Genomic DNA, 24,769 nt, shown 5'->3' with positions numbered 1-24,769 from the left:
TCCCTATGCGCGGGCTGGCCCCGCCTGAGGTGGCTATTGAACGGCGGGCGTTGTCGCCCTGCCAATTTTCGGGGCCGCGCCCCGGTTATCTGGTCAGAACCGCGCAGCGGCGTAATAGGCGCGCGTGTGTTCGGTGTCTTGGATACGGTCCGACGACAGGTCGGGCGCCTTGGCCGCTTCGGCCTCGGTCCCGGTGGTGGCCACGGCGACGGCGGCCAAAGGCGCGGCGCTGCCCGCGAATTTCAGGAAGTCGCGCCGATCCTTGCGAACGGCTGTGTCGGTGGTTCCCTCTGGCTTGCGTGTCATCTTCTCTCTCCTGTTACGTCTCTTGTTCAGGGGCGCGCGGCCCCGCCTGTCTCATCCCGCTTGGTCTAGTCGTCTTTGCTCAGCCGGAAGGCTTCGGCCTCAATCTGCATGAAGGCGCGGCCGATCTTGCCCACCGGGGCGTAGAAGACCGAGTTTTTCGCGCCTTCGAGGTCGGCAAAGAAGTGCCCGGCCCAGGGGGCGATATGCCGGTTAAAGAATGTCTTTTGCTGCGCCACCGTGGCGGGGGCCGAGAAACGGCCTGCGATCATCGCGCCCATCATCTCCATCAATGAGGCGATGTTGTCTTCGGGCTCGAACACATTCGCCGCCCGCTCCAGCCCGCGTGCGACCATGTCTTGGCGCAGCGCCGCAAGCGGCTTTTCGTTGAGAAAGCCGGTGAGGTAGAAGCTGGCATAGGGCAATAGTTCGCCCCGGCCCAAACCGATGAAAAGCCGGTTGAACTCGCTCTCGGCCCCCGCCGGTTTGGTCTTGGCGGCCAGTTTGGAGAGCGCTTTGAACCCCTGCCCCAATTCGCTGTCGTCGCCCGACAGGGCGGCACATTGATCCAGCAGGATCTGATCCGGCGGGCCGGAAAGGATCAGCCCCATGAAGTTGTAGAGGTCCGCGCGCAAGCGGTCTTCTTCGGGCAGGGGCGTCGCGGCCAATTGGGTCATGCGCTGCTACCTTCCATGTCCTGTGCCAGATCGCTGGCGAAGTGAAACCGCATGCGGCGGTGGGTCGGCGCAGGCTGCGCCTCGGCGTCTTCTTCGGGGGTCACCATCTGCGCCTCGTAAGGTGCGTCTTGAGCCAGAGCCGTTTCGGTCCGGCGCGGGCCCGGCACGACGACATCATGGGTCGGTGCCAGCGCGGGCGCTTCTGCCTCAGCCACCTCTTCCGGCGCGTCGGCCTCGGCGGTCAGCACCTCTTCGACCTTCGCGACCATGCCCCGGCCCACTTTGTAGATCGTATTGACCGGCTTTCCAGCGGTGGCTGCCGCTGTGTAATCGTCGTCATAGTCGTTCAACCCGTCGAGGCAGGCGAGCACCGGATTGGTTTTCCAAAAGCTGCGCAGCGCACGGGTCTTGAGCCGTTGCGGCAGTTGCGCCTTGAGAAAGGCGCGCAGCTGTTCGCCGCTTACCAGATCCTCGGGCGCGGGCAGGTCGAACTCGGCCAAGAGATCATCATCGCTGCGCTCAGCCAGTGCGGCCTCTTCGGCGGCGGCTGCGCGGGCTTCGTGAAGCCGCGCTTCTGCCTCCGCCTCGGCGGCGACGGCGGCGCGGCGCTTTTGCCAAAAACCGCTCATGCCAGACGCTTTCGTTTCAACGCGGGCGAGGCGTAGATGTCAGCGGGCTTTTCGATGCGCGGGTCGCCGATACCGTCTTGCTTGCGATCGGTGCGCAGACGATCTCGGCGGCGTTTGACGAAGGCTTCCTCTTGATGGAACTCTTCGACGAATTCCTGCACCCATGCGATCAACCCCGGCGTCATCGCGACCTTTTCCACGACCTCTTCGGCGCTGTCGCAATAGTCCTGCGCCTCATAGGGCGAGGCCGTGACGAGGGCGAGTTTGAAGGATCGGTCTGTCGCGCCGGGAATGGGGCGCATCACGACATAGACACATGGCACATCCGCGCCCAGCCCGTGCACATAGGCTTCGGTCTCGGCGCCGTGGAGCTCCAGCTTGAGGGTCGCGGCGTGGTATTCGACGGTCTCACCCTCGCGACGCAGCTCACGCCAATCCGCTTTTTCTGCACCGGGCAGCACGGCGGTCGCTTTCCAGCTCCACTTGGCCCAACGGGTCACACCCGGCGCGCGCCGCAGCACAATGCCCAAGGGCATCGTCCGATACATTGTCGGGTTGTGAATCAAGTCGCTCCTCCGTTTCGAAGACCTTCGCCGGAAAGCCGGGCCCGGGGGAAGCGCTAATCCGCGCCGAGGCCCGAAAAACCCGGCTTTCGAGACAAGATGGCCCGCCGGTTCTGCCCGTCAATGGCGCCTCGGCCTATTTGTCTAACTTGAGTATTTTGATCGGAAAACCGGCAAATCGCCGATATCGAATCACCCGAGCCGTAAGGAGCCGCGCCGCCCCGCCGATCGCCCCTGTCGCGATGCTGTCGCGGCGCGAATTTCGGTTGTAGGGGGTGGCAAATCCCGTCTAGCTTGGGGCCTCAGCCGCCGCCGGAGAGGCCGCGGATTGACGGGCGAGATAAGGGAAAATTCATGGCCAAGACGTTGATAACATGCGATTGTGCAGGGTCGCAGCGTATCGATTCCGATGCATTGGCCGAGCGTAGCGGTTTGCCGGTCTCCCCCCCCTGTTCGGCCCTTTGCACCACCCAGATCGACCGCGCGGCCAAGGCGCTCACCGCGGGCGATGCGATTTTATGCTGCACCCAAGAAGAGCGGGTCTTTACCGAATTGGCCGAGGAATTGGGCCTGCCCCCTGCCCCCCTCTTGGACCTGCGCGACCGGGCCGGATGGTCCGATGACCCCCGGGACAAACTACCCAAAATGTCCGCCCTCGCGACGGAAGCGCTGTTGGACGTTCCGGCTGAAAAAACCATCGACGTCGCCTCGGAAGGTCTTTGCCTGATCGTCGGGCGTGGTCCGGCGGCTCTGGAAGCGGCGGCGCAACTCAAGGACCACCTCAGCGTCACGCTGTTGATGGACGACGCGGTGACCGAGGCTGACGACAGCCTGCCCGAAGTCCGCGATTTCGATCTGATCTCCGGCAAGCTGCGCCGCGCCAAGGGTGCGCTTGGCCAGTTCGAGGTGGTGATCGACGCGCTGCGGCAGGTCGATCCGCGCGGCCGTGGCCCGCTGACCTGGACCGCGCCGCGCGACGGCGCGCGCAGCCAATGCGACATCATCCTCGACCTGCGCGGCGAGACGCCGCTCTTCCCCGCGCACGAAAAACGCGAAGGCTACCTGCGCGCCGATCCGGGCCATCCGGCGGGCGTGGCCGCCGCCATTCTGGCGGCCTCGCATCTCACCGGCACCTTCGAGCAGCCGCTCTATGTCCGCACCGAGCCGCTGCTCTGCGCCCATTCCCGCGCCGGGCAGACCGGCTGCACCGCCTGCCTCGATCTCTGCCCCACCGGCGCGATCACCCCCAACGGCGATCACATCACCGTCGATCCGATGATCTGCGCGGGCTGCGGCGCCTGTTCATCGGCCTGCCCCTCGGGCGCGATCAGCTATGATGCGCCGCCGGTGGATTTCACCATGCGCCGGGTCCAGACGCTGGCGCGCGCCTATCTCGAAGCGGGCGGCGAAGCACCGCGCCTGCTAGTCCACGATGCCCACGGCGCCGAGATGATCCGCCTCGCCGCGCGCCACGGCCGCGGGCTGCCGGCGGACGTGGTGCCGATGGAACTCGACGCCCTCGCCGCCTTCGGTCATGCCGAGGCGCTGGCCGCGCTGGCTGCCGGTTTCGCCCATGTCTCCCTGCTCCTCGGCCCCAAGGCCGACCGCGACGCCATCGAGACCCAGACCGCGCTGGCCCGCGCCATCGCGGGCGAGGCGCGGATGTCCCTCATCGACACGCCCGACCCCGAGGCGCTGACCGACATCCTCTACGACGGCGCGGCCTCTGCCCCCGTCGCCCAGCCCGTGCGCCCCATAGGCAGCCGCCGCCAGATCGCCCGCCAATCGGCGCGCGCGCTGAACCCCGAAGCCGAGGTGCTGGACCTGCCCGCCGGCGCCCCCTACGGTGCCGTGCTCGTGGACAAGGACGCCTGCACGCTCTGCCTTTCCTGCGTCTCGCTCTGCCCCTCGGGGGCGCTTGGCGATAACCCGGACCTGCCGCAGCTGCGCTTTCAGGAAGACGCCTGTCTGCAATGCGGCCTCTGCGCCAATGTTTGCCCCGAGGATGCCATCACCCTCGCGCCGCGGCTCGACCTGACCGAGACGGCGCTGAGCCAGCGTGTGCTGAACGAGGAAGAACCCTTTGCCTGCGTGGAATGCGGCAGCCTCTTCGGCGTGAAATCCACGGTCGAGCGGATCACCGACAAGCTGCGCAGCCATTCCATGTTCGCCGACGAGGCCAAGCTGCGGATGATCCAGATGTGCGATGACTGCCGCATCAATGCGCAGTATCACAGCACCAATAACCCAATGACAGGCGACGAACGCCCCCGCCCCCGCACCACCGACGATTACCTCTCCAAACGGCGCGACCACTAGGCCGCCCTCAAGCACAGGAGCCCCCCATGAGCGAAGACTTCAACATGTCGATGCGCAAGTTTCTCAAGCAGGTCGGCGTGACCTCGCAACAGGCCATCGAAAAGGCCATGCGCGAGCATGACACGAGCGGCAAAAATTTCCCGGTAAAGGCCGTGATCTCGATCCCCGAACTGGGTCTGGAACATACCATCGACGGCACCATCGCCGGCGCGGATAAGGGCGAGGCATAAGCGACGTGACTGCCAGCAGAGACGCGGTCCTGACCGCCTTGAAGACCGTGACCGATCCGGCCACGGGCACCGATATCGTGGCCAGCGGCGTGATGCGCGCGTTGAACGTGGACGCCGAAGGCGCGGTGCGTTTCGTGATGGAAATTCCGCCCGCGCAGGCCAAGGCCTATGAGGAAGCAAAGACGCAGGCCGAAGCGGCATTGGCGCGGGTCGAGGGGGTCTCGAAAGTCTCCATCGTGCTCACCGGTCATAGTGAGAAAGCCCCGCCGCCCGACCTCAAGCCACAGCGCAAGGCGGAGCCTACGGGTCCGCAGAAAATCCCCGGTGTCGACCGCATCATCGCCGTCGCTTCTGGCAAAGGCGGCGTGGGTAAATCCACCGTTTCCGCGAACCTCGCCTGCGCGCTCGCGGCCCAAGGCCGCCGTGTGGGCCTACTGGACGCCGATGTCTACGGCCCCAGCCAACCGCGCATGCTCGGCGTTTCGGGCCGTCCAGCCTCGCCCGACGGCAAAACCATCCTGCCGATGCGCAACCACGGCGTCACCATGATGTCGATCGGCCTGATGACCAACGAGGATCAAGCTGTCGTATGGCGCGGGCCGATGCTGATGGGAGCGTTGCAGCAGATGATGACGCAGGTGCAGTGGGGCGCGCTCGATGTGCTGATCGTTGATCTGCCGCCGGGCACCGGTGACGTGCAGATGACGCTGGCACAAAAGGCGCAGGTGGATGGGGCAATCATCGTCTCTACACCGCAGGATGTGGCCCTGATCGACGCCCGCAAGGGCATCGACATGTTCAACCAGTTGAAGGTCCCGATCCTCGGCATGATCGAAAACATGTCGACCCATATCTGCACAAATTGCGGTCACGAAGAGCATGTCTTCGGCCACGGCGGTGTCGCCTCGGAGGCCGAGAAATGGGGCGTGCCGCTCTTGGCCGAAGTGCCGCTCGACCTGCAGATCCGTCTTGCCTCCGACGGCGGCGCGCCGATCACTGTCAGCCAGCCCGACAGCAAACAGGCCGCGGCCTTCCACGCCATCGCCAAGCAGCTTGTGGACGCCGGCGCGGCATGAGCGATGCACTGTCCTTCCCGCCGCTGATGTCGGGCGAGGCGGTGACGGGTGACGCCCTTGGCGCCGCCTGCGCCCAGGCGGCCGAGGGCTGCGACGCGGGGCTGATCACCTACCGGCTGGACGGGGCCGAGATTCAGGCGGCGCTCGTCTTCGCTCCCGAAGTACCGCTCACCCGGGCTGTGGCAATGCTGCCGCTCTGCGGTGTCGGCTTTCAAAATGCGCTCGGCGCTCTTTCCCCGCCCGAAGTGGCCGTGCAACTGGAGTGGGACGGCGGCATCCGCCTGAACGGTGCCTCCTGCGGGGCTTTCCGGATGGTTGCCTCGACCACCGATCCGGCGGCGGTCCCCGACTGGCTGGTCGTCGGCTTCACCCTGCCCCTCTATCCCGCCGAAGATCCCGACATGACAGAGACCGGCCTGACCCCTGATCAGACCGCGCTCTATGCCGAAGGCTGCGCCGAGGTGCAGCCCCCTGCCCTCGTCGAATCCTGGGCCCGGCATACGCTGCATTGGATCAACCGTTGGGAAGACCTTGGCCCAAAGTCACTGCACGCCGAATGGCGCGGGCTGGTCTTCGACCTCGACACGGAGGTGACCGTGCAGGGCCAAAGCGGTACATTCATCGGTGTCGACGAGGACTTCGGCATGTTACTCCGCGCGGGAAAGACCACGCATCTCATCCCGCTCACCACCCTTTTGGAGCCCGCCCCATGACCCTGAAACTCGCCCGCGCGATCCATTTCGACGAAAGCGACCGCAACGTATTCGCCTCCCCCGCCCGCACCGGCGAATGGTGCATCTCGGGCGGGTTCGAGTTCTCGGACTGGACAGAGGGTGATCTTACCGGCAAGGCGCGCCAAGCTTTCGCCAACGGCTGGCTGGGGCTGGAAACCTTTGGCCGCGTCACCTTCGTCGCTGTCACCCAGATCGAAGAGGCCGAGGTCGAAGCACTCACGGCCCTGCTGGCGCAGCATTTCGTGACCTATTACGGCGCGCCGTCGGTCGATGCCGCACGCCCCGTGGCGAAAGAAGAACTGGCGCAGATGGTCGATCTCTGCGCCGATCACGCGCCCAATTGCCTGCTTACCGTCGCGCGCGAGCTGACCGAGGCGGGCGTGCGCGAAAGCTTCCGCATGATCCAGCCGCAGGACGCGGGGCTTGAGCAATTCGCGATCCACGGCGACCTGCCCGAATGAACCACCCGCGCCCCGGCTGGCGCGGATGGTCTCTAACAAAGGCTATTCAGCCTCTGCCGCGTTGAAGACAAAGAGCGTCTCACCGTTGATCTTGTAGTCATTGATCAAGGTTTTCGCGCGGTTTGAGGTCAGCCAATCCTCCAGCTTCAAGGCCAGGTCGTTTTTCACATGGCCATGCATTTCGGGGTTCACCGGCAGATAGGCATATTGGTTGAACAAAACCGAATCGCCCGCGTAGAGCAGCGCCAGATCGCCCTTATTGCCGAAGTTCAGCCAGCTCGCGCGGTCCGACATGACATAGGCGGGCATCCCCGACGCGGTGTTTAGCGCGGCGCCCATGCCCGCGCCGACAGCGTTGTACCAATCCCCAAACGTCGCCGGGTCAAGGCCCGCTTCGGCCCAGAGGGACAGTTCCTTCTTATGGGTGCCGCTGTCGTCCCCCCGGCTCACGAAGGCATTCTCCGCCTCGGCGATTGCGCCCAAAGCAGCCGTAGCCGCCTCTGACCCTTCGATGCCCGCCGGATCGTCTTTCGGCCCGATGAAGACGAAATCGTTATACATGATCTCGGTTCGGTGGCTGCCATAGCCGCCTTCGACAAAGGCTTCTTCCGCCTTGCGCGAATGGACGAGGATCGCATCCACATCGCCCGCCTCGCCCAGTTTGATCGCCTGCCCGGTGCCGACGACCAACAGTTGCACCTCCAAATCGAGGTCCGCCGCAATCTCGGGCAAGAGCACGTCGGCAAGGCCCGAGTTGTTGAAGGAAGTCGTCACCGCCATCTTCATCACATCCGCCGCCTGCGCGGCGCTGCTCATCGCCAGCGCGGAAATTGCGCCGATCATCCAATGTTTCATTCTACGATATCTCCTCTTAGAAATGCCTGAGCCTCTGCGGTCTCAGGTCGGTTGAAAAACTCATCCGCGGGACCTGCCTCATGCAGACGGCCCCCCAGCAGAAACAAAACGTCATCGGCCAAACGGCGGGCTTGGCCAAGGTCATGTGTCGATAGGATCAGCCGCGTGCCGGTCGATTTCGCCGATTGCAAAATCGCCTCAATCTCTCGCGTCGCACGCCCGTCCAATGCGGCACAGGGCTCATCCAAAAACAGCAATTTAGGCTTGCAGATCAGCGCACGGGCAAGGGCCAGCTTTTGCTGCTCACCGCCCGAGAGCACCGGCGCCGCGCGGCCTAAAAGCGGCTCTAACCCGACGCGGTTGGCCCATTCCTCGGCTTCTTTTCGCGCGAGGGCCTTTGACACGCCGCGCAGGCGCAAGGGGTAGATGAGGTTCTCGAGGACAGTACGTCGCAGCATGACCGGGCGCTGAAAGACAAATGCTTGGTGATGCCGCGCCTCCTCGGTTGAGCAAGCCCACTCGATCTCTCCCGCCGAGAGCCGTGCGGTGCCGTGCAGCAATTGCAACAGCGTGGTCTTCCCCGCCCCGTTCGGCCCCATCACAACCGTAGCGCCCTGCCCGTCCAGCGTCAGAGCAATTGGCCCCACCAGCCGCTGCCCCCGCCTGCGGCTTTCGATCGCTTTGGCCTGCATCGGGAAAAGCTGCGTCACCACCGGCCCTCCCGCTCCGTCCGGCCCAGCCAATGGATGGCGAGGTTCACCGCCACCGCAAGCCCGATCAGCACAAACCCAAGGGCGAGCGCCAAGGCGAACTCCCCCTTCCCGGTTTCAAGCGCGATGGCCGTGGTCAGCACGCGCGTCGCATGGTCGATGTTGCCCCCGACGATCATGATGGCCCCCACCTCGCCAATCGCGCGGCCAAACCCCGCAAGTGCCGCAGTCAGCAATGCGCGGCGGGAATCCCAGAGCAGGGTCCGTATCTTCTGGCCCTGCGTGACATTCATCGAAATCAGAAGGTCATGATATTCCTGCCAAAGCTCGCGGATCGACTGATGCGCGATGGAAGCAATCAGGGGCACGATAATGATCACTTGGGCGATGATCATCGCCGTGGGGGTGAAGAGCAGTCCGAACACCCCAAGCGGCCCGGAGCGGGAGAGAACCACATAGACGATCAGCCCCACCACGACCGGCGGCAGCCCCATGAGCGCGTTCAATATCGCAATGACCAACCGCCTTGCGCGGAACCGTTTGACGGCGACCAAAGCGGCTAGGGGCAGCGCGATCAGGCAGGCGACAGTCAAAGCAGAGAGGGTGATACGAAGGGACCGGCCGGCGATCTCCACCAGCTCGGCATCGAAGGTAAAGACAAGCGAAAAGGCCTGCGTCATACCGCTCCAAATATCGACCATCTCGCGGAGGCCTCCCCCGAATAGGAGCCCGCGGCCCCATCGCCCGCGCAGAGTGTCAGGACTATCCTTCGGACGCCAGAGCCTGTGGGCGTGAATTTACCTAGGAAGACAGGCTGGCTTTGATTTTACCTCGCTTAGAAGGACAGAAGGTCAAGATGACCCGCCCGTGATTCCCGCGGAATGAAGGATGTGGCTCTAATAACGGGAAGCGACCTGGCCCGTGGGGCCAACTCGTGGCTGGCAAGGGCCTCTAGCCGCAAGATTAATTTTATTGTTTATTTACAATCACTTTCTCAGAACGAGGCATTCTATCTTTGCCTCTAGCCCAGATAATTAATGCCGCCTGGCCCTCTCCTTCCGCAAGAATCTATTGCAAGCTTCGCTCCAATCGCATTAAGTAACGGAAACAAAAGCGCTACCGAATAATAGCGTTACTGAGAGCGAGGGCAGATGTGACGGACACGGTACACATCAATACACGGATCCGCCGTAATGCGGAAACGCTTTCCGAGGCGTTGGAAAGTCACATGCTGAAGGTCTTTGCGCCCGACGCACGCAAGGAGTTGCGCCGGTTCTCCGCCGGGGAAGCGGCTGAATTGCTTGGCATTTCCACGAGCTTTCTTCGCAAACTCCATTTCGACAATAAGATCGTCGATGTCCAGACCAGCCCGGGCGGGCGGCGGCACTACAGTGCGGACGATCTGCTGTCGATCCGACGGACATTGGAATCCACCGCCAAAACGCGCGGCGCCTACCAACGCGGCCGACGTGAAGGGGACAAACTGCAAGTATTGTCCTTTTTGAACTTCAAAGGCGGCAGCGGCAAAACCACGAGCGCGATCCACGCGGCACAGCGGCTGGCCCTTAAAGGCTACCGTGTGCTCTGTGTCGATATCGACCCTCAAGCGTCTCTAACAACGCTGTTTGGCTATCGGCCTGAGTATGATTTCCTGAACTCCGGCACCATCTACGACGCGATCCGCTATGATGATCCCGTCCCCTTGGCCGATGTGATCCAGAACACCTTCTTTACCGGCATTGATTTGGCTCCTGGCGGATTGATGCTTCAGGAATTTGAGCATGAAACGCCTCAGGCACTGCTGAACAACACGCAACCACCGTTTTTCGCGCGTTTGGCGACATCCTTGCAGGACGTAGAGCAGAATTACGACGTGGTGATCTTCGATTGTCCGCCGCAATTGGGCTATCTGACCATGTCGGCGCTCTGCGCCTCGACGGGTGTGTTGATCACAGTGGTTCCGAACATGCTCGACGTCGCATCCATGTCTCAGTTCCTTCAGATGAGCGCCGATCTGCTCGATGTTGTCTCTAATGCGGGGGCAAGCATGGAGTTCGACTTTCTGCGCTTCCTCATCAATCGTTACGAGCCAAATGACGGACCGCAGCAGCAGGTTCTATCCTTCTTGCGGCAACTCTTTGACGAGGAAGTCATGGTGGCCCCGATGCTGAAATCCACTGCGATTTCTGACGCGGGGCTGACCCATCAGACCATCTATGAGGTCGACCGGTCGCAGTTTCATCGGACGACCTATGACCGCGCGGTGGATTCACTCAATCTTGTGAATGATGAGATCGAAAGCATGATCCAGAAAGCATGGGGGCGGTAATGGCACGTAAAGGCATTCTATCATCCGCACCGGCAAAACCTCCAAAGGCAGAGCCGAAAACACCTGCGTTAGAGACGAATAAGAGCCGGAGCAAGCCTAGCCTTATGCCCCGTGGGGCCGTTGGGGCGCTTCAGTCGTCATTGAACCGAATGCAAGAGAATGCGGTTCAAGAATTGGACGGCAACCTGATTGATATGGCCGGCGTCGAGGACCGATTGGGGACTGATGCGCAGGCTCAAAAGCAGCTTTACGACAGTCTGAAGACCTACGGCCAGCAGGTTCCGGTGCTGGTTCGGCCGCACCCGGAAACCCCAGGACGGTTCGAGATTGTCTACGGGCGACGGCGACTTCAGGCTCTGAAAGCGCTTGGGATGCCAGTTAAAGCGATGGTGCGTCAATTGGATGACCACGCTTTGGTAATGGCGCAGGGCCAAGAGAACACGGCCCGTCAGGATCTCTCTTTCATCGAAAAAGCCAGTTTTGCGGCGCAACTCGATGCGGGGGGCCATGGCCGGCAGACAATCGCGGATGCGCTTTCGATCGACCTGCCAATGGTCAGCCGGATGCTCAAGGTCGGCCATGCGTTCGATCTGCCCTTCCTGCGCCAGATCGGGTCGGCGCCATCCATCGGGCGTGATCGCTGGATGGCGCTGGTCAAGTTGTTTGAACAACCGAGCGCGAAAGAGCGGGCAGTAAAACGAATGGCGCGGCCCGATTGGGACGGGTTCACCTCGGATGAGCGGTTTGAGGCGATTTTCGCCGAGGCTTCGACGCCCCCTGTAAAGTCTGCCACCTCCCCTGCCCCATCGGCCAAACCCCGCACGCTACGGAGTCGGGATGGCAAGGCGCTGGCGGACATTCGCAGTGGCAAGCGTGGTGTCACGGTCACCGTGCCCGCCCGCGCGGCAGAGGGTTTTGATAAATGGCTCGATGCACATGCAGAAGAGCTTTTGCAGGAGATTCACGACCGCTGGCAGAAGACCCGCGCGTGAGACATTGAGGAAGTAGCAACAGGAGGCACATCCAAGACCACAAAAGAAAAGCCCCCCAGGATAAATCCCGGAAGGCCCTTCTCAAACTTTGCACCTTCGAGATAGCCCCAAAGATTTATCGATGTCAACTCTACCCGATGGGATAGGGCCGGTATTTTGTTGTCTTTCGTGATTTCAAATGAAAAACACGTTCCGAACTGCGTTCGGGCGGCCGAAATCGGCTACCCAAGTGGAATGCGAGGGGCCGGACAAATGGGCTTTGCTCGACCGGCTGACAACCGCGGCAGAGGCCTTCGAGCTGTCGCACCGCACTCTCACCGTATTGAAGGCTCTGCTGAGTTTTCTGCCAAGCCGGCATATTCCAGATGGCGCGGCGGGCATTGTATTTGCCTCAAACGCCCGGCTCTCTGAACGGCTTCACGGTATGCCGGAGAGCACTCTGAGGCGGCATCTGGCGCAGTTGGTCCGCGTGGGCCTGATTGCGCGACATGATAGCCCCAACCGAAAGCGTTTTGCACGAAACCAAGGGGGTGCAATTGCGCTGGCCTTTGGGTTTGATCTCGCCCCCCTCGTGGTGCAGGCAGCAATGATCGAGACGGCAGCTCAGGCGGCCGAGGCGGAGCGGGATCGCTTGCAGACGCTGAGGGACCGCGTTCTGGTCCTCCGGCATGCGCTGATCCGTGAGGGTTGCGGCGAGGGATTGGCTGATGAGGCGGGCCGGGTTCTGCGGCGCAAACCGGATGAAATGGCTTTGTCTCAGCTTGAGACGGCGCTCCTAGTGGCACTTGAAAATGCCCGTGGAAAGGAGTCTATGGGTGAAACAGCACCCGTCCCCCCTGCCCCGCTTACGGATCAAATGAGCGCCAACGACGGCGAAAATGAGCGGCACATACAGGATTCAGATAAATCCTATTTTGACTCTGAAGAGCGTGGCCACGGTGGTGTGGCCTCTCGTACGGCTGACAAAGCAGAACTTGATCATTCAGAGAAAGAAGAAGGCGTATCATTCGCGGATGTTGTGGATGCCTGCACAGAGGTTCGCAGCTTTTTCCCGGATGCGATGGGAAACTGGGGAGACCTTGTGCGGATCGGAGACCGGATTGCACCGATGCTGGGGATTGACCCGCCCGTGTTAAATGAGGCAAAACGAGATATGGGCGCGGAGAGCGCTGCGGTCACGGTGCTGTGCTTGCTTGAGAAAGCCGCGACGATCCGTAGCCCCGGAGCTTATCTGAGGCGTTTGACGCAGATGGCCCGAAATGGTGCGTTTTCCCTTGGTCCGATGGTCTCAGCCTTGGCAAATAGGCAAAATTGTCAGCTGACAATTTGAAAACAATAGGTTTTACAGTGACTTAGATTAACTTGCGCCTGGCAATTTAAGAAACTGGGCCTTCTATCGGGCAAAATCCCTCCATATGCTTCACCCTCCTCGGCTCACCGGCTAACTTAGGTGAACCTCTCCGGGAAAACCCATGACCTCTGTCCGCCTCCGCCTGCTTATCCTCGCGCTCACACCGCTCATTGTGCTGATGCCGCTTCTGTTGGTTCTGGGCATGTCACGTTGGACGGCGGATTATGACGAAGTCCTCATCGCGAATGTTGAAAGCGAATTAAGGATCGCCAACCAGTATCTAGCCCGGTTGTTGGCGCAGACGGGGAATGAGTTGGACGCCGTCGCCGGGTCCGTCGAATTCGCCCAGCAGGTTGATAGCCCGGCGCCAGAACAGGCGGCTTTCTTTGCCGAGATACAGGACCGGCTGGGTTTGGATTTTCTACAGTTTCTCCCCATTGAGGCCGCCATCGAAGACGGAGAGGATTGGCCGGTGATCGCCCGCGCCGCCCGAGGGCGAAGCGGAGCGGAGATCGATGTATTCAGCAACGCACGGCTGACAAGATTGAACGACGCCCTCGCGCTCCGCGCGCAGGTCCCGGTGATTGATACGCCCGCCGCCGTGCCCACGGACCGAGAGATCGAAGATCGCGGCATGGTGGTTCACGCCGCGAGCCCGGTTAACTTGGACGGCAGGCAAGGGGTCTTGGTCGGCGGGATGCTGTTGAACCGCAACCTCGACTTTATCGATACGATCAATGACCTCGTCTATCTCAACGCGGTGACCGGTGGGGACAGGCAGGGCACGGCGACGCTTTTCCTAGATGACCTGCGCATCTCGACCAATGTGCGCCTTTTCGAAGATGTGCGCGCCCTTGGCACCCGGGTCTCGGCAGAGGTGCGGGAGGCCGTGTTGATTGAGGGGCGTACTTGGCTCGACCGGGCCTTCGTGGTGAACGATTGGTACATCTCTGGCTACCAGCCGATCACGGATAGTTTCGGCGAGCGTGTAGGGATGCTTTATGTCGGCTTTCTCGAAGCACCCTTTGCGCAGGCGAAGCGGGAGGCGTTCTGGTGGATGCTAGCTGCTTTCTTTGCCGTGCTGGCGCTGTCGGCGCCGGTGTTCCTTTGGCTGGCCCGCGGTATCTTCTCGCCGCTTGAACGGATGACAAAAGTCATGCACCGCGTCGGCAAGGGGGAACTCTCGGCGCGGATCGGCGCGGTCCCAGCACGGGATGAGATCGGGGCGGTGGCGCATCACCTCGATTGGTTGCTGGAGCAGGTGCAGGAACGCGACCGGCAGTTGCGCAGCTGGAATGATGCGTTGAACCAACGGGTCGATCAGCGCACTGCCGAACTGCGCGAGGCGAACGAGAAGCTGGAGCAGACCTTTCGCCAACTGGTGATGAGCGAGAAGCTCGCCTCCATCGGGGAAATCACCGCGGGGGTGGCGCATGAAATCAACAACCCCGTCGCGGTCATCATGGGCAATGTCGATGTCATCCGGGAGACGCTTGGCCCGGATGCAGAACCGGTGGCCACGGAACTCGGCTTGATCGACCGGCAGCTGTCACGGATCGAGGTCATCGTCGGCAAATTGCTCAAGTTCGCCGCGCCATCCGAGTTTTCTGATTGTGAACATAATATTGCGCTTCGGCCCTTGGTGCAGGACTGTCTCGTGCTGGTCGATCACCTCATCAGCCGGGGCGGGATCGAGGTTCATTGTGATCTGGACGAGGTGCCGCCAGTGCGCGCGGACTCCGGTGAGATTCAGCAGGTCGTGGTGAACCTTGTAGTCAATGCGGTGCAAGCGATGCAGGGGGCAGGGCGGTTGGCATTGTACCTCAGTCCTGAGGATCGCGAGGGCGTGGCCGGTGTGGCGTTGTCGGTGCATGACAGCGGACCGGGGGTGCCTGAGGCGCTGCTCGGCTCGCTTTTCGATCCCTTCTTTACCACCAAACCGGGGGAGGGGACGGGCTTGGGCCTGTCGATCTCTCAGACGCTGATCCAGCGGGCCGGCGGGATCATCACGGTCCGCAATCGGGAGGAAGGGGGTGCGGCCTTTACCGTTTGGCTGCCGCAAGCCCCCGAGGATGCGGGCCCCCCTGAACACGCGTGATGCGCAGGGGGGCAGGGGCTTTAGGCTGCCTTGCCGTCAAAGCCCTCAAGATAGGCCACGAGGATGTCGAGTGCGGCTTGCAGGTCGCCTTTCGACACCATCTCGGTCACCGTGTGGATGTAGCGGGTGCCGACCACGATCCCCACGGCCCGCGCGCCAGCGGCGGCTTGCTGCGCCGCAGCGCCGTCTTGTCCCCCTGCGGCAAGCATGGTGCGTTGGAAGGGGATGTCGCGGGCTTCGGCCAGCTTTTCGATGTCGCGCACGAGGTCCACATCGGCGATGAAGCTGCTGTCGCGGACGTGCAGGCCAAAGCCTTTGCCGAGCCGCGTGGTCGAGAGGTGCTCAGGCACGCCGGGCGTGTCACAGGCCAGCGTCGTGTCGATGCCAAGGCCGATGTCGGGCTGTACCTTATAGGCCGCCGTGCGCGCGCCGCGCAGGCCGACTTCTTCCTGACAGGTGAAGGCCACATGAATCTCCGCGCCGCGCCCCTTGTCGGCCAGTTCACGGATCGCCTCGATCCCCAGCCAGCAGGCCACGCGGTTGTCGAGCGCTTTGGAGACGAACTGCTCACCCATCTCAAGGAAGGGCTCGTCCATGACGACGAAGTCACCGACCTTGACGATCTCCTTCGCCTTCTCGCCCAGCCCAAGGTCGACGAAGAATTCCGAGACTTCGGGGATCTTCTTACGGTCTTCGGGGGAGGAGATGTGAATGGGCTTGCCGCCGGGGTTCATCACGCCCTTCAGATCGCCCTGATCGGTGCAGACCAGCACCCGGCGCGAGAAGAGGTTGCGCGGATCGAAACCGCCGACGGGCTGGAGGTAGAGGAACCCGTCTTTCGACACATGGCTGACCAGAAAGCCGATCTCGTCCATATGGCAGAGCAGCATGATCTTGGGCGCCTTGCCATCGCCCGCCGTCGCATCCCGGCGGCAGAGGAGGGAGCCCATCGCGTCGGTCTCCACATGGTCGAACAGCCCTTCGATCTCACGGGTGATCAGATCGCGCACGCGGTGTTCGCGCCCCGGAACGCCGGGGGTTTCGCAAAGGTCTTTGAGTAGGTCGATGTTCATGCTGGCCTCATCCTTGGTGATTTGGCCGCACTATCGCGCCGCGCCTGCCGAAGTGCAAACAGACGCGGCGCGATGAGGCTGAGAGGGCAGGGGGCTACATCTGACCCGGCAGGAACAGCACCAGCGCGGGGAAGACGAGCAGCAAGATCAGCCGCAGGATATCGACCAGCCAGAACGGGGTGACGCCGCGAAAGATCGTGCCGGTGGAAACATCGCCCACCACGCCTTTAAGGACAAAGACGTTAAGGCCAACAGGCGGGGTGATCAGGCTGATCTCGGTCACGACAACGACGATGATGCCGAACCACACCGGATCGAAGCCAAGGCTCGTGACCAGCGGGAAGAAAATCGGCACCGTCAGCAGCAGCATCGACATGCTCTCGAAAATGCAGCCGAGCGCGATGTAGATCAGAAGGATCAGACCCATCACCACCCAAGGGCCAAGGTCGAGCGCGGTGACGGTGGCCAGCAGCCCTTCGGGCAGCCCCGCGAGGTTCACGAAGTTGGAGAAGATCCACGCCCCGATCAGCACCGAGAAGAGTGAGGCGGAGGTGAGCGTCGTCTCCTCCAGCACTTCACGCAGACCGTGCCAGCTGAGCCCGCCGCGCGCCCAAGCGATGAGGAAGGCCCCCGCCGCCCCCATGCCCGCGGCCTCGGTCGGGGAGAAGGCGAGGTGGATCGGCCAGAAGTCCAAGACCCCATAGAGCCCGCCGATAACCAGCGCAAAAAGCGCCAGCACCGACCAGACGTGATTGAGCGCGCGTAGCCGCTCGCCCCAAGTCGCACGGGGGCCGGCGGGGCCGGCCTCGGGGTTCATGGCAACGGAAAAGCGCACCGCGCAGAGATAGAGCAGGATGCCAAGCGCCCCCGGCACGATGCCCGCGATGAACAGCGCGCCGATGGAGGTCTCGGTCAGCAAGCCATAGATCACGAGGATCACCGACGGCGGGATCAGGATGCCGAGCGTGCCCCCGGCGGCGATGGAGGCGGTCGAGAGGCTGTCGGAATAGCCGTATTTGCGCATCTCCGGCATGGCGACCTTGGACATCGTGGCGGCGGTGGCGAGCGATGAGCCGCAGATCGCCGCGAAGCCCCCGCAAGCGACGATGGTGGCCATCGCCAGACCGCCCCGAAAATGGCCCAAAAAGGCGTTAGAGACTTGGTAAAGCTCGCGGCTGATCCCGCCTTTGTTGACGAAAAGCCCCATCAGGATGAAGAGCGGGATCACCGACAGGCCGTAGTCTTGACTGGTGTCGATGATCAGCCGCGACACCATGGAGATCGATGCGCGGTAGCTGGTCTCATAGACCAGCCCGATCATCCCGACGAGGCCCATGGCAAAGGCAATCGGCAAGCGCAGCAAGACGAGGACGAAAACGGCGGCAAAGCCGATGGCAGAGGCGATCATGTGGCAGGGTCCAGAAGTTGCGGCGCAAAGAGGCGCAAAAGCCCGCGCAGGATCAGCACGACAGCGGTGAGATAGGTCATCACCGCGATGAACATGCTGATGTAGAAGGTCGGGATTTCAAGATATTCGGTCACGTCGCCATAGCTCAGCGCCCGGTAGGCGAGGTCGACGACCCGCCCTGCCGGAAACCACAACATCACCCCGCAGCCCAGTGTCACTAGCCCGTCGCGCCAGCGTTGCAGCCCCCAGTTTTCAAAGGGGCGGTCCAAAAGATCGGCGGCGATATGCCCCTCGCGGCCCGACAGGACCGGCAAGGCAGAGAAAACGATCAGCGCGATGCCGATGCGGATCAGCTCGGTTGCAGCTTCGATGGGTGCATTGAAGACCGACCGCATGATGACATCGGCAAAGGTCAGCACCATCAGCGCGAAGAGCGCGAGAGAGGCCATCGTCATCGGCAGGGCCGAGAGGGCGGTGGTTAGGCGGATTAAAGAGCGCATGGCGGTTCCCTGGCTGGGGGCCGACCGCGTTTGCGCCCGGCCCCTTTGGCGGTGGGGGTTATTTGCTGGCCTTCGCCATTTCCTCACGCATCATCTCATAGGCGGCCTGCCCATCGACACCGGCCTCGTCGAGCTCTGCGATCACCTTGTCGCGCACCTTGGCGGCCATCTCGGCAAAGCGGGCTTGATCCTCTTCCGAGGCGGTGACGATCTTGTTGTCGCCCGCGGCCTCGGTCGCCTCACGCGCGTCAACGTCGCTCTGGTCCCAAACGGCACCCATCATGCGGCTCGCCGTCTCGCCAAAGACTTCGCTGTCGAGCTTTTGCTGCACGTCTTCGGGGAGGCTATCGAAGGTCTCTTGGCTCATGATGACCGAGAAGGAACCGCGGTAGAAGCCGCCGGGCATCTCATAGACGTTCTTGGCCACTTCGTTGAGCTTGAAGCTGATCCGCTCGCCCATGTTCATGGCCACCGCATCGGCGGCCCCGGAATCGAGTGTTTCGTAAACCTTGGGCGCGGGCACCTGAATGCCGACGAGGCCAAGCTCCGCCCCCACATCCGCCGAGACACCACCGCCGAGACGGGTTTTCAGCCCTTGCAGATCGTCGAGGGTGTTCACCTCTTTGTTGGAGTGGATTTGCCCCGGTCCGTGGGTTGTGAGCGCGATTACCTTCACGCCGCGGTGCTCGTCCAATTCAGACAGCATCGCCTCATGCACACGCCAATGGGCGACCGATGCGGCCTCGGCATTGCCTTCGTAGCCGGGGATTTCCACCAGTTTCGTGCCGACGAAACGACCGGGCGTGTAGCCGTGGAACAGAATGGCGATATCGGCGGCCCCGTCGAGCAGCAGGTCCATCTGCGCGGGCGGCGGGGCGAGGCCGTTTTTCAGCTCGGTCTCGATTAGCCCATCGCTGGCCTCGGCCATCATGTCGGTCAACTGGGTGAACATGCCGGTGTTGACCGGGTGGCTTGGCGGCAGCCATGTGGAAATGGTCAGCGTCTCGGCGGCGAAAGCGCCGGTCGCCGTGCAGAGCGCAAGCGCACTCGTCGTGAGAAACTTGGTGAATTTGGTCATTTTGGGCTCCTCCCCATACCGTTCGATATGCCTTGGCAGGGTTCTCCCAAACCCGTATCGCCAAGTATATGCTTTTTCATGTATTCACATTTACAGCACGATTGGAACCATTTTTTGCGCCCGGGGCAAGGGCGGTGATCAGCCGCGAAGATCGCCCGTGTCATCCAAAGCGGCGAGCAGCGATTTCAGCGCGGGCTTCAACTGGGCCCCCTCATTGCCCTTCAGCATCTCCATCAAGGCGGCCTCGTGGCGGCGCGCTTGCGGCACCAGTTCGGCGGCCAGCGCGCGGCCCGCGTCGGTCAGATACACCCGCACGCGGCGGCCATCGGCAGGGTCGCTGCGGCGGATCAGCAGGCCGCGTTCCTCCATCTGGGCGATGATCCGTGTGAGGCGGGATTGTTCGGCCAGCGCCCGGCGCGCGAGCTGGGTGATCATCGCGCCATCAGTGTCCGACAGGCAGGCCAACACGCGCCATTCCGGCACCCGCAGCCCCGCCTTGCGCACCTGCGCGTGGAACTGTGCGCTCGCCACATCGCTGGCCGCCGCCAAGAGATACAGCAGGTAATCCGAGACGAATCCCCCCTCCTGACCCGTCTCCTTTTGGGCGGTTGCTTCGGTCTTTTGCTGCGTCACACCAGTTAACCCTTTGATGGAAAGAGGGCTCCTTGCGCCTCGGCCTCTCTAAATGGCGGGCAAATTCGCGCTTGGCAAGAAAACCCTTGACCGAAACTATATGAAAAATCATATTGTTTGGCGGGGGAGGACATCACATGTCGAAGATCAACGCCATCGTGCGCAGGGTCACAGCGCTGACCGACCGTATCAGCGAGTTCGAGATTGCAGCCGCCGACGGCAGCCCGTTGCCGCATTGGGGCGCCGGGGCGCATGTGCTTTTCGATCTGCCCGATGGCGACAGCCGCGCCTATTCCCTGATCACCTTCGATCCGATCCCCGAGGCCCCGGAAAGCTACCGCATCGCCGTTCAACGCGAATCCGGGGGCAAGGGCGGCTCGACCCATATGCACGGGCTGAAGCCGGGGGCAGAGATCACCTGCGCCGCGCCAAAAAACGATTTCCCCTTGTCCCCGGATGCGCCCGCCGTGCTGCTGGCGGGGGGGATTGGCATCACGCCGATGATCTCGATGGCGGCGACGCTCAAGGCCGCGGGGCAGGACTTCGCCTTTCATTATACGGGCCGCAGCGCGCCCGTTATGGCCTACCGCGATGCCCTGCGCGACAATTTCGGCGATGCGCTGCATCTGCATTGCGATGATGATGCGACGGCGCTGGACCTCGGCGCGGTGATCGACAGCCTTGGGGCCCAAGCGCATCTCTATGTCTGCGGCCCCAAAGGGTTGATCGACGCGGCCAAGGCAAAAGCCGAAGCCGCGGGCATCGCCGCCGAGCGCATCCATTTCGAACTCTTCGACGCGCCGCAGGAACAAGAGGGCGACAGCGCCTTCGAGGTTGAAGTCGCCTCAAGCGGAGAGGTCTTCACCATCCCCCCCGGCCAATCGATCATCGATGTGTTGGAGGCGGGCGGTGTCGATGTCATGTACGACTGCCAGCGCGGCGATTGCGGCATCTGCCAATGCGATGTGCTCAGCGGCACCCCCGATCACCGCGACGTTGTCCTGTCCGAGGCCGAGCGCGCGGCGGGCAATGTCATGCAAATCTGCGTCAGCCGCGCGAAATCTCCGCGCCTTGTGCTCGACATCTGAGGGAGGAACTCATGGGACGTTACGACAGCCCGGCGGCCTTGGCCGCCCTCGTGCAGCCACATCAGGTGCACCGCGATATCTACACCGACCCAGAGGTATTCCAGCAGGAGATGAAGCATCTCTTCGCCAATGCTTGGGTCTTTGTCGGCCATGAAAGCCAGACCCCGAATACGGGCGATTATTTCAGCACCCATATCGGCACCCAGCCCGTCATTCAGGTGCGCCATTCGACGGGCGACATCCATGTCCTGCTGAACCGCTGCCCCCACAAAGGCACCAAGATCGTGATCGACCGGCAGGGCAACACCGGCAAATTCTTCCGCTGCCCCTATCACGCGTGGAGCTTCAAGACCGATGGCTGCCTCTTGGCGATCCCGCTCAAGAAGGGCTACCAGAACACCGGGCTGGAAGAGACCGACAGCGGCAAGGGGATGCGCAGCGTCGGCGATGTAAAAAACTACCGCGGCTTCATCTTTGCCCGTTTGGCCGAAGAGGGCATGAGCTTTGAAGAGTTCTTTGGTGAAAGCCTGTCCTCGCTCGACAATATGGTTGACCGCTCCCCCGCCGGACGGCTCGAAGTGGTCGGCCCGCCGCTGCGCTATATGCACCATTGCAACTGGAAGATGCTGGTCGAAAACCAGACCGACACCTGTCACCCGATGGTGGCACATGAAAGCTCTGCCGGGACGGCGGTGAAGCTCTACGAAGAACTGGGCCTGCCTGAGGACGCACCCAAACCCCCCGCGATGGAGATCATCGCCCCCTTCATGTCGCCTTACGATTTTTTCGAAGGCATGGGCATCCGCACATGGCCCAACGGGCATGGGCACACCGGCGTAAACCACTCTATCCACTCGGATTATTCCGCCATCCCCGGCTATTTTGAGGCGCTTTGCGACAGCTATGGAGAGGAGAAGGCCAAGGCGATCCTTGATGAGAACCGCCACAACACGGTCTATTTCCCAAACATCATGATCAAGGGGCCGATCCAGCAATTGCGGGTTTTCATCCCCATCGCCGCCGACCGGACCGTGGTGGAAAGCTACATCTACCGCCTTGTCGACGCACCCGATGAGTTGACCGCCCGCACCGCGATGTACAACCGCATGATCAACGCGCCCACCTCCATCGTCGGCCATGACGATCTGGAGATGTACGAGCGGGCGCAGGAAGGGCTGACGGTCGACGGGCTGGAATGGGTGAACATCCAGCGCCTGATCGAAGAGGACGAGGATTTCGAGGTCGAGGCGGTCGAAAACGGCACCACCGAACGCCAGATGCGCAACCAATTCCACGCATGGGTCAAGTTCATGACCATGGGCCAAAAGACGGAGGCGGCGGAATGAGTGTGACGCGCGAAAGCCTGATCGACTTCATCTATGATGAAGTGCGCATGTTGGATGAGGGGCGCTATACCGAATGGCTCGACCTCTGGCTGCCGGATGGGCACTATTGGATGCCGTTGGACTATCAACAGAAAGACCCGATCAACGAGACCTCGTTGATGTATGAGGATATGTTCATGCTCAGGCTGCGCGTCGAACGTCTGAACGGCGCGCGTACCTTCAGCCAAAAGCCAAAAAGCCGCTGTCACCATGTGATCCAACGGCCCTTCGTCGACGAAATGGACACGGAGGCAGGGCGTTTCGTCACGACCACCTTCATGCACTACGTCGAGACGCGTTTGGACGAGCAGCAATTGCTCGCCGTCACCGCGCGGCATGAGTTGGCGCTGGTCGAGGGGCGGCTCCGCATTGCCAACAAACGGGTCGATATCGTGAATTGCGACGCGGCCTTCCGCAATATCCAGTTGCTGCCATGATCGGGGCAGAGACTAAGACGGTCTTCGCAGCCTTTGAAGACACCGCCGCGCGGCACCCCGAACGGGGTTTCCTCAACGTCCTGCCGGAAACAGCGGACATCTACGGCATCGCGGCGGGGGAGGTGAGTTATGCCGAAGCCGCGCGCGAGGTTGCCGCCCTGCGCAAGCGCATTTCGGCGGCGGGCTATCTGCCCGGGCAGCGCGTCATGCTGCTGATGGAGAACCGCCCGGCCTTCTTCCTCTGGTGGCTGGCGCTGAACGGCTTGGGCCTGTCGGTCGTGCCGGTGAACCCCGACCTGCGCGCGGCGGAGCTGAGCTATATGATCGACCATGCCGAGCCGGTCCTGGCCGTGGCGATACCCGCGCGGGGTGAGGACCTGCGCGCGGCGGCGCGGCGAGCGGGGCGCGACATGCCGGTGATCGCGCCGGAGGATCCCTTGCCCGCACCCGCAACGCTTGAGACCATCGCGGCACGGCAGGGCGAAGCGGAGGAGGCCGAGGCCGCATTGCTCTACACCTCGGGCACCACCGGCCAGCCCAAAGGTTGCATCCTGACGAACACCTATTTCCTCGATGCCGGGCGGTGGTACGCTGACACCGGCGGGCTTTGCGCCCTCTCGCAAGACGGCGAGCGGATGATCACGCCGTTGCCGATCTTTCACATGAACGCGATGGCCTATTCTTTCATGGCGATGATCGCAGTGGGCGGCTGCCTAACTGCGCTCGACCGCTTCCACCCCCGCAGCTGGTGGGCCTCGGTCCGCGCCTCGGGGGCGACCTGCCTGCACTACCTTGGTGTCATGCCATCCATGCTGATGGGGGCCGAAGAAAGTGAAGCCGATCGCGACCATGCCGTGCGCTTCGGCTTCGGCGCGGGGGTGGACCCGAAACTGCACGCCGCCTTCGAGGCGCGTTTCGGTTTTCCATTGGTCGAGGCTTGGGCCATGACCGAAACCGGCGCGGGGGCGGTGATCTGCGCCAACCGCGAACCGCGCCGCGTGGGCGAAAGCTGCCTCGGCGCGCCCGAAGGGGGGCTGGAGGTCCGGCTGCTCAACGATGCCGGGCAAGAGGCCGATCAAGGCGAACTGCTAGTGCGCCGGGCCGGTGCCGACCCGCGGCGCGGGTTCTTTGCGTGCTATTTCAAGAACGCCGAAGCCACGGATGAGGCTTGGGCGGGCGGTTGGTTTCACACCGGCGACATCGTGCGCCGCGCGCCGGATGGGGCGATGTATTTCGTCGACCGCAAGAAAAACGTGATCCGCCGCTCGGGCGAGAACATCGCGGCGGTCGAGGTGGAATCGACCATGATGCGCCACCCCGCCGTGGCCAGCGCCGCCGTGACCGCCGTGCCTGACGCGGTGCGCGGGGATGAGGTTTTTGCCTGTATCGTGCCGAAGGACGCGGGCGCTGACCCTGCCGTCTTGGCCCGTGAAATCACCGAATGGTGCCTGACCCAGCTTGCCTATTACAAAGCCCCCGGCTTCATCGCCTTTGTCGAGGCGCTGCCGCTGACGGCGACGCAGAAACTCCAACGCGGGGTGCTGAAAACGCTGGCCGCCGACCTACTGGACGATCCCGCCACGCAAGACCTGCGCGGGATGAAGAAACGGACGGCAGCATGAGGCGCAGGGGCTATGACGGCGTCGTGCTCGCGGCGCCTACCTCGGTGCCCTATGCCCGCTATAGCAATGAGACCGCCCATTGGTGGATCGCCCGCGCGCTGCGCGCGATGCTGGGCAAGGCCGGGATCGCGCCGGGGGCGTTGGACGGGTTCTCGGTCTCCAGCTTCTCGCTCGCGCCGGACACGCCGGTCGGGCTGACCCAGCATTTGGGGCTCAGC

At 62.6% G+C, this 24,769-nt stretch carries 25 protein-coding genes and 1 pseudogene; 14 read left to right on the top strand and 12 right to left on the bottom strand.

Going from position 1 to position 24,769, the window contains the following annotated elements; translation table 11 throughout:
* Positions 1-93: 93 nt before the first annotated feature.
* The 4 genes from ACGYLI_RS12070 to ACGYLI_RS12055 all read right to left on the bottom strand — a co-directional run bounded on the left by ACGYLI_RS12070 (position 94) and on the right by ACGYLI_RS12055 (position 2,145).
* Entirely contained in the window at positions 94-306 is a 213-nt protein-coding gene (locus tag ACGYLI_RS12070; RefSeq protein WP_394411770.1) for a twin-arginine translocation pathway signal protein, read from the bottom strand.
* 65 nt (positions 307-371) lie between these two features.
* Positions 372-980 (bottom strand): molecular chaperone, encoded by a 609-nt coding sequence (locus ACGYLI_RS12065; RefSeq protein WP_067266571.1) that lies wholly within the window; start codon positions 978-980, stop codon positions 372-374.
* The gene (locus ACGYLI_RS12060) at positions 977-1,609 is read right to left on the bottom strand and encodes a DUF3306 domain-containing protein (RefSeq protein WP_394419360.1); all 633 of its coding nucleotides are present in this window, start codon (positions 1,607-1,609) and stop codon (positions 977-979) included. Before ACGYLI_RS12060 ends, ACGYLI_RS12065 begins: the two co-directional genes overlap by 4 nt.
* A complete protein-coding gene (locus ACGYLI_RS12055; RefSeq protein WP_394419492.1) occupies positions 1,606-2,145 on the bottom strand; it encodes a DUF3305 domain-containing protein in 540 nt (179 codons plus the stop codon). The genes ACGYLI_RS12060 and ACGYLI_RS12055 overlap by 4 nt, the downstream gene beginning before the upstream one ends.
* A 381-nt stretch (positions 2,146-2,526) precedes the next feature.
* On the opposite strand from ACGYLI_RS12055, the gene ACGYLI_RS12050 reads away from it, so the two are divergent.
* From ACGYLI_RS12050 to ACGYLI_RS12030, 5 genes are read left to right on the top strand one after another with little or no spacing between them, the layout of a single operon-like run.
* Entirely contained in the window at positions 2,527-4,491 is a 1,965-nt protein-coding gene (locus ACGYLI_RS12050) for a 4Fe-4S binding protein (protein WP_394419359.1), read from the top strand.
* 26 nt (positions 4,492-4,517) lie between these two features.
* Entirely contained in the window at positions 4,518-4,721 is a 204-nt protein-coding gene (locus ACGYLI_RS12045) for a DUF6494 family protein (protein WP_394413057.1), read from the top strand.
* A gap of 5 nt (positions 4,722-4,726) precedes the next feature.
* Positions 4,727-5,797, top strand: coding sequence for an iron-sulfur cluster carrier protein ApbC (gene apbC / locus ACGYLI_RS12040; RefSeq protein ID WP_394419358.1), 1,071 nt, complete (start codon positions 4,727-4,729; stop codon positions 5,795-5,797).
* Positions 5,794-6,510: a DUF4444 domain-containing protein gene (locus ACGYLI_RS12035; protein ID WP_394419357.1), complete on the top strand. Its 717-nt coding sequence runs from the start codon at positions 5,794-5,796 to the stop codon at positions 6,508-6,510. The genes apbC and ACGYLI_RS12035 overlap by 4 nt, the downstream gene beginning before the upstream one ends.
* Positions 6,507-6,992 (top strand): DUF6505 family protein, encoded by a 486-nt coding sequence (locus ACGYLI_RS12030; RefSeq protein WP_271690283.1) that lies wholly within the window; start codon positions 6,507-6,509, stop codon positions 6,990-6,992. Before ACGYLI_RS12035 ends, ACGYLI_RS12030 begins: the two co-directional genes overlap by 4 nt.
* 42 nt (positions 6,993-7,034) lie before the next feature.
* Here the strand turns inward: ACGYLI_RS12030 and ACGYLI_RS12025 are convergent, their stop codons facing one another.
* Genes ACGYLI_RS12025 through ACGYLI_RS12015 form a run of 3 tightly spaced genes read right to left on the bottom strand, consistent with a single transcriptional unit; the run spans position 7,035 to position 9,258 of the window.
* Positions 7,035-7,847 (bottom strand): substrate-binding domain-containing protein, encoded by an 813-nt coding sequence (locus tag ACGYLI_RS12025; protein WP_394419356.1) that lies wholly within the window; start codon positions 7,845-7,847, stop codon positions 7,035-7,037.
* Entirely contained in the window at positions 7,844-8,557 is a 714-nt protein-coding gene (locus ACGYLI_RS12020; protein WP_394419355.1) for an energy-coupling factor ABC transporter ATP-binding protein, read from the bottom strand. Before ACGYLI_RS12020 ends, ACGYLI_RS12025 begins: the two co-directional genes overlap by 4 nt.
* Positions 8,554-9,258: an ABC transporter permease gene (locus ACGYLI_RS12015; RefSeq protein ID WP_394419354.1), complete on the bottom strand. Its 705-nt coding sequence runs from the start codon at positions 9,256-9,258 to the stop codon at positions 8,554-8,556. Before ACGYLI_RS12015 ends, ACGYLI_RS12020 begins: the two co-directional genes overlap by 4 nt.
* Before the next feature lie 452 nt (positions 9,259-9,710).
* Here ACGYLI_RS12015 and repA point away from each other — a divergent pair, with 452 nt between their 5' ends.
* The 4 genes from repA (at position 9,711) to ACGYLI_RS11995 (ending at position 15,327) form a co-directional block, all read left to right on the top strand.
* Positions 9,711-10,886 carry a plasmid partitioning protein RepA gene (gene repA, locus ACGYLI_RS12010; RefSeq protein ID WP_067266546.1) on the top strand — a complete coding sequence of 392 codons (1,176 nt, stop codon included), beginning with the start codon at positions 9,711-9,713 and terminating at the stop codon, positions 10,884-10,886.
* Positions 10,886-11,878: a plasmid partitioning protein RepB gene (repB, locus tag ACGYLI_RS12005; protein ID WP_394419353.1), complete on the top strand. Its 993-nt coding sequence runs from the start codon at positions 10,886-10,888 to the stop codon at positions 11,876-11,878. The genes repA and repB overlap by 1 nt, the downstream gene beginning before the upstream one ends.
* Positions 11,879-12,056: 178 nt before the next feature.
* Positions 12,057-13,208: a plasmid replication protein RepC gene (gene repC / locus ACGYLI_RS12000; RefSeq protein WP_394419352.1), complete on the top strand. Its 1,152-nt coding sequence runs from the start codon at positions 12,057-12,059 to the stop codon at positions 13,206-13,208.
* 142 nt (positions 13,209-13,350) lie between these two features.
* A complete protein-coding gene (locus tag ACGYLI_RS11995; RefSeq protein WP_394419351.1) occupies positions 13,351-15,327 on the top strand; it encodes a cache domain-containing protein in 1,977 nt (658 codons plus the stop codon).
* A gap of 20 nt (positions 15,328-15,347) precedes the next feature.
* Here the strand turns inward: ACGYLI_RS11995 and ACGYLI_RS11990 are convergent, their stop codons facing one another.
* From ACGYLI_RS11990 to ACGYLI_RS11970, 5 genes are all read right to left on the bottom strand, one after another.
* Positions 15,348-16,400: a M42 family metallopeptidase gene (locus tag ACGYLI_RS11990; RefSeq protein ID WP_394419350.1), complete on the bottom strand. Its 1,053-nt coding sequence runs from the start codon at positions 16,398-16,400 to the stop codon at positions 15,348-15,350.
* Between the two features lie 94 nt (positions 16,401-16,494).
* The gene (locus ACGYLI_RS11985) at positions 16,495-17,808 is read right to left on the bottom strand and encodes a TRAP transporter large permease (protein ID WP_394419349.1); all 1,314 of its coding nucleotides are present in this window, start codon (positions 17,806-17,808) and stop codon (positions 16,495-16,497) included.
* Positions 17,805-18,308 (bottom strand): TRAP transporter small permease, encoded by a 504-nt coding sequence (locus ACGYLI_RS11980; protein ID WP_394419348.1) that lies wholly within the window; start codon positions 18,306-18,308, stop codon positions 17,805-17,807. The genes ACGYLI_RS11985 and ACGYLI_RS11980 overlap by 4 nt, the downstream gene beginning before the upstream one ends.
* A gap of 58 nt (positions 18,309-18,366) precedes the next feature.
* Positions 18,367-19,386: a TRAP transporter substrate-binding protein gene (locus tag ACGYLI_RS11975; protein WP_394411719.1), complete on the bottom strand. Its 1,020-nt coding sequence runs from the start codon at positions 19,384-19,386 to the stop codon at positions 18,367-18,369.
* A gap of 138 nt (positions 19,387-19,524) precedes the next feature.
* Entirely contained in the window at positions 19,525-20,019 is a 495-nt protein-coding gene (locus tag ACGYLI_RS11970; RefSeq protein ID WP_394419347.1) for a MarR family winged helix-turn-helix transcriptional regulator, read from the bottom strand.
* Positions 20,020-20,156: 137 nt separating this feature from the next.
* Here ACGYLI_RS11970 and ACGYLI_RS11965 point away from each other — a divergent pair, with 137 nt between their 5' ends.
* The 5 genes and pseudogenes from ACGYLI_RS11965 to ACGYLI_RS11945 form a co-directional block, all read left to right on the top strand.
* Positions 20,157-21,107 carry a PDR/VanB family oxidoreductase gene (locus tag ACGYLI_RS11965; protein ID WP_394419346.1) on the top strand — a complete coding sequence of 317 codons (951 nt, stop codon included), beginning with the start codon at positions 20,157-20,159 and terminating at the stop codon, positions 21,105-21,107.
* 11 nt (positions 21,108-21,118) lie between these two features.
* Positions 21,119-22,453: a Rieske 2Fe-2S domain-containing protein gene (locus ACGYLI_RS11960; protein WP_394419345.1), complete on the top strand. Its 1,335-nt coding sequence runs from the start codon at positions 21,119-21,121 to the stop codon at positions 22,451-22,453.
* On the top strand, positions 22,450-22,929 hold the full coding sequence (locus tag ACGYLI_RS11955) for an aromatic-ring-hydroxylating dioxygenase subunit beta (protein WP_394419344.1): 480 nt from the start codon (positions 22,450-22,452) through the stop codon (positions 22,927-22,929). The genes ACGYLI_RS11960 and ACGYLI_RS11955 overlap by 4 nt, the downstream gene beginning before the upstream one ends.
* Positions 22,926-24,551, top strand: coding sequence for an AMP-binding protein (locus tag ACGYLI_RS11950; RefSeq protein WP_394419343.1), 1,626 nt, complete (start codon positions 22,926-22,928; stop codon positions 24,549-24,551). Before ACGYLI_RS11955 ends, ACGYLI_RS11950 begins: the two co-directional genes overlap by 4 nt.
* A pseudogene (locus tag ACGYLI_RS11945) lies at positions 24,548-24,769 on the top strand (thiolase family protein); the annotation flags it as partial. The gene ACGYLI_RS11950 and the pseudogene ACGYLI_RS11945, both read left to right, overlap by 4 nt.

Source organism: Sulfitobacter sp. 1A13421, assembly GCF_043557285.1.
Classification (GTDB): domain Bacteria; phylum Pseudomonadota; class Alphaproteobacteria; order Rhodobacterales; family Rhodobacteraceae; genus Sulfitobacter; species Sulfitobacter faviae.
This window is presented reverse-complemented; position numbering and strand designations above follow the sequence as displayed.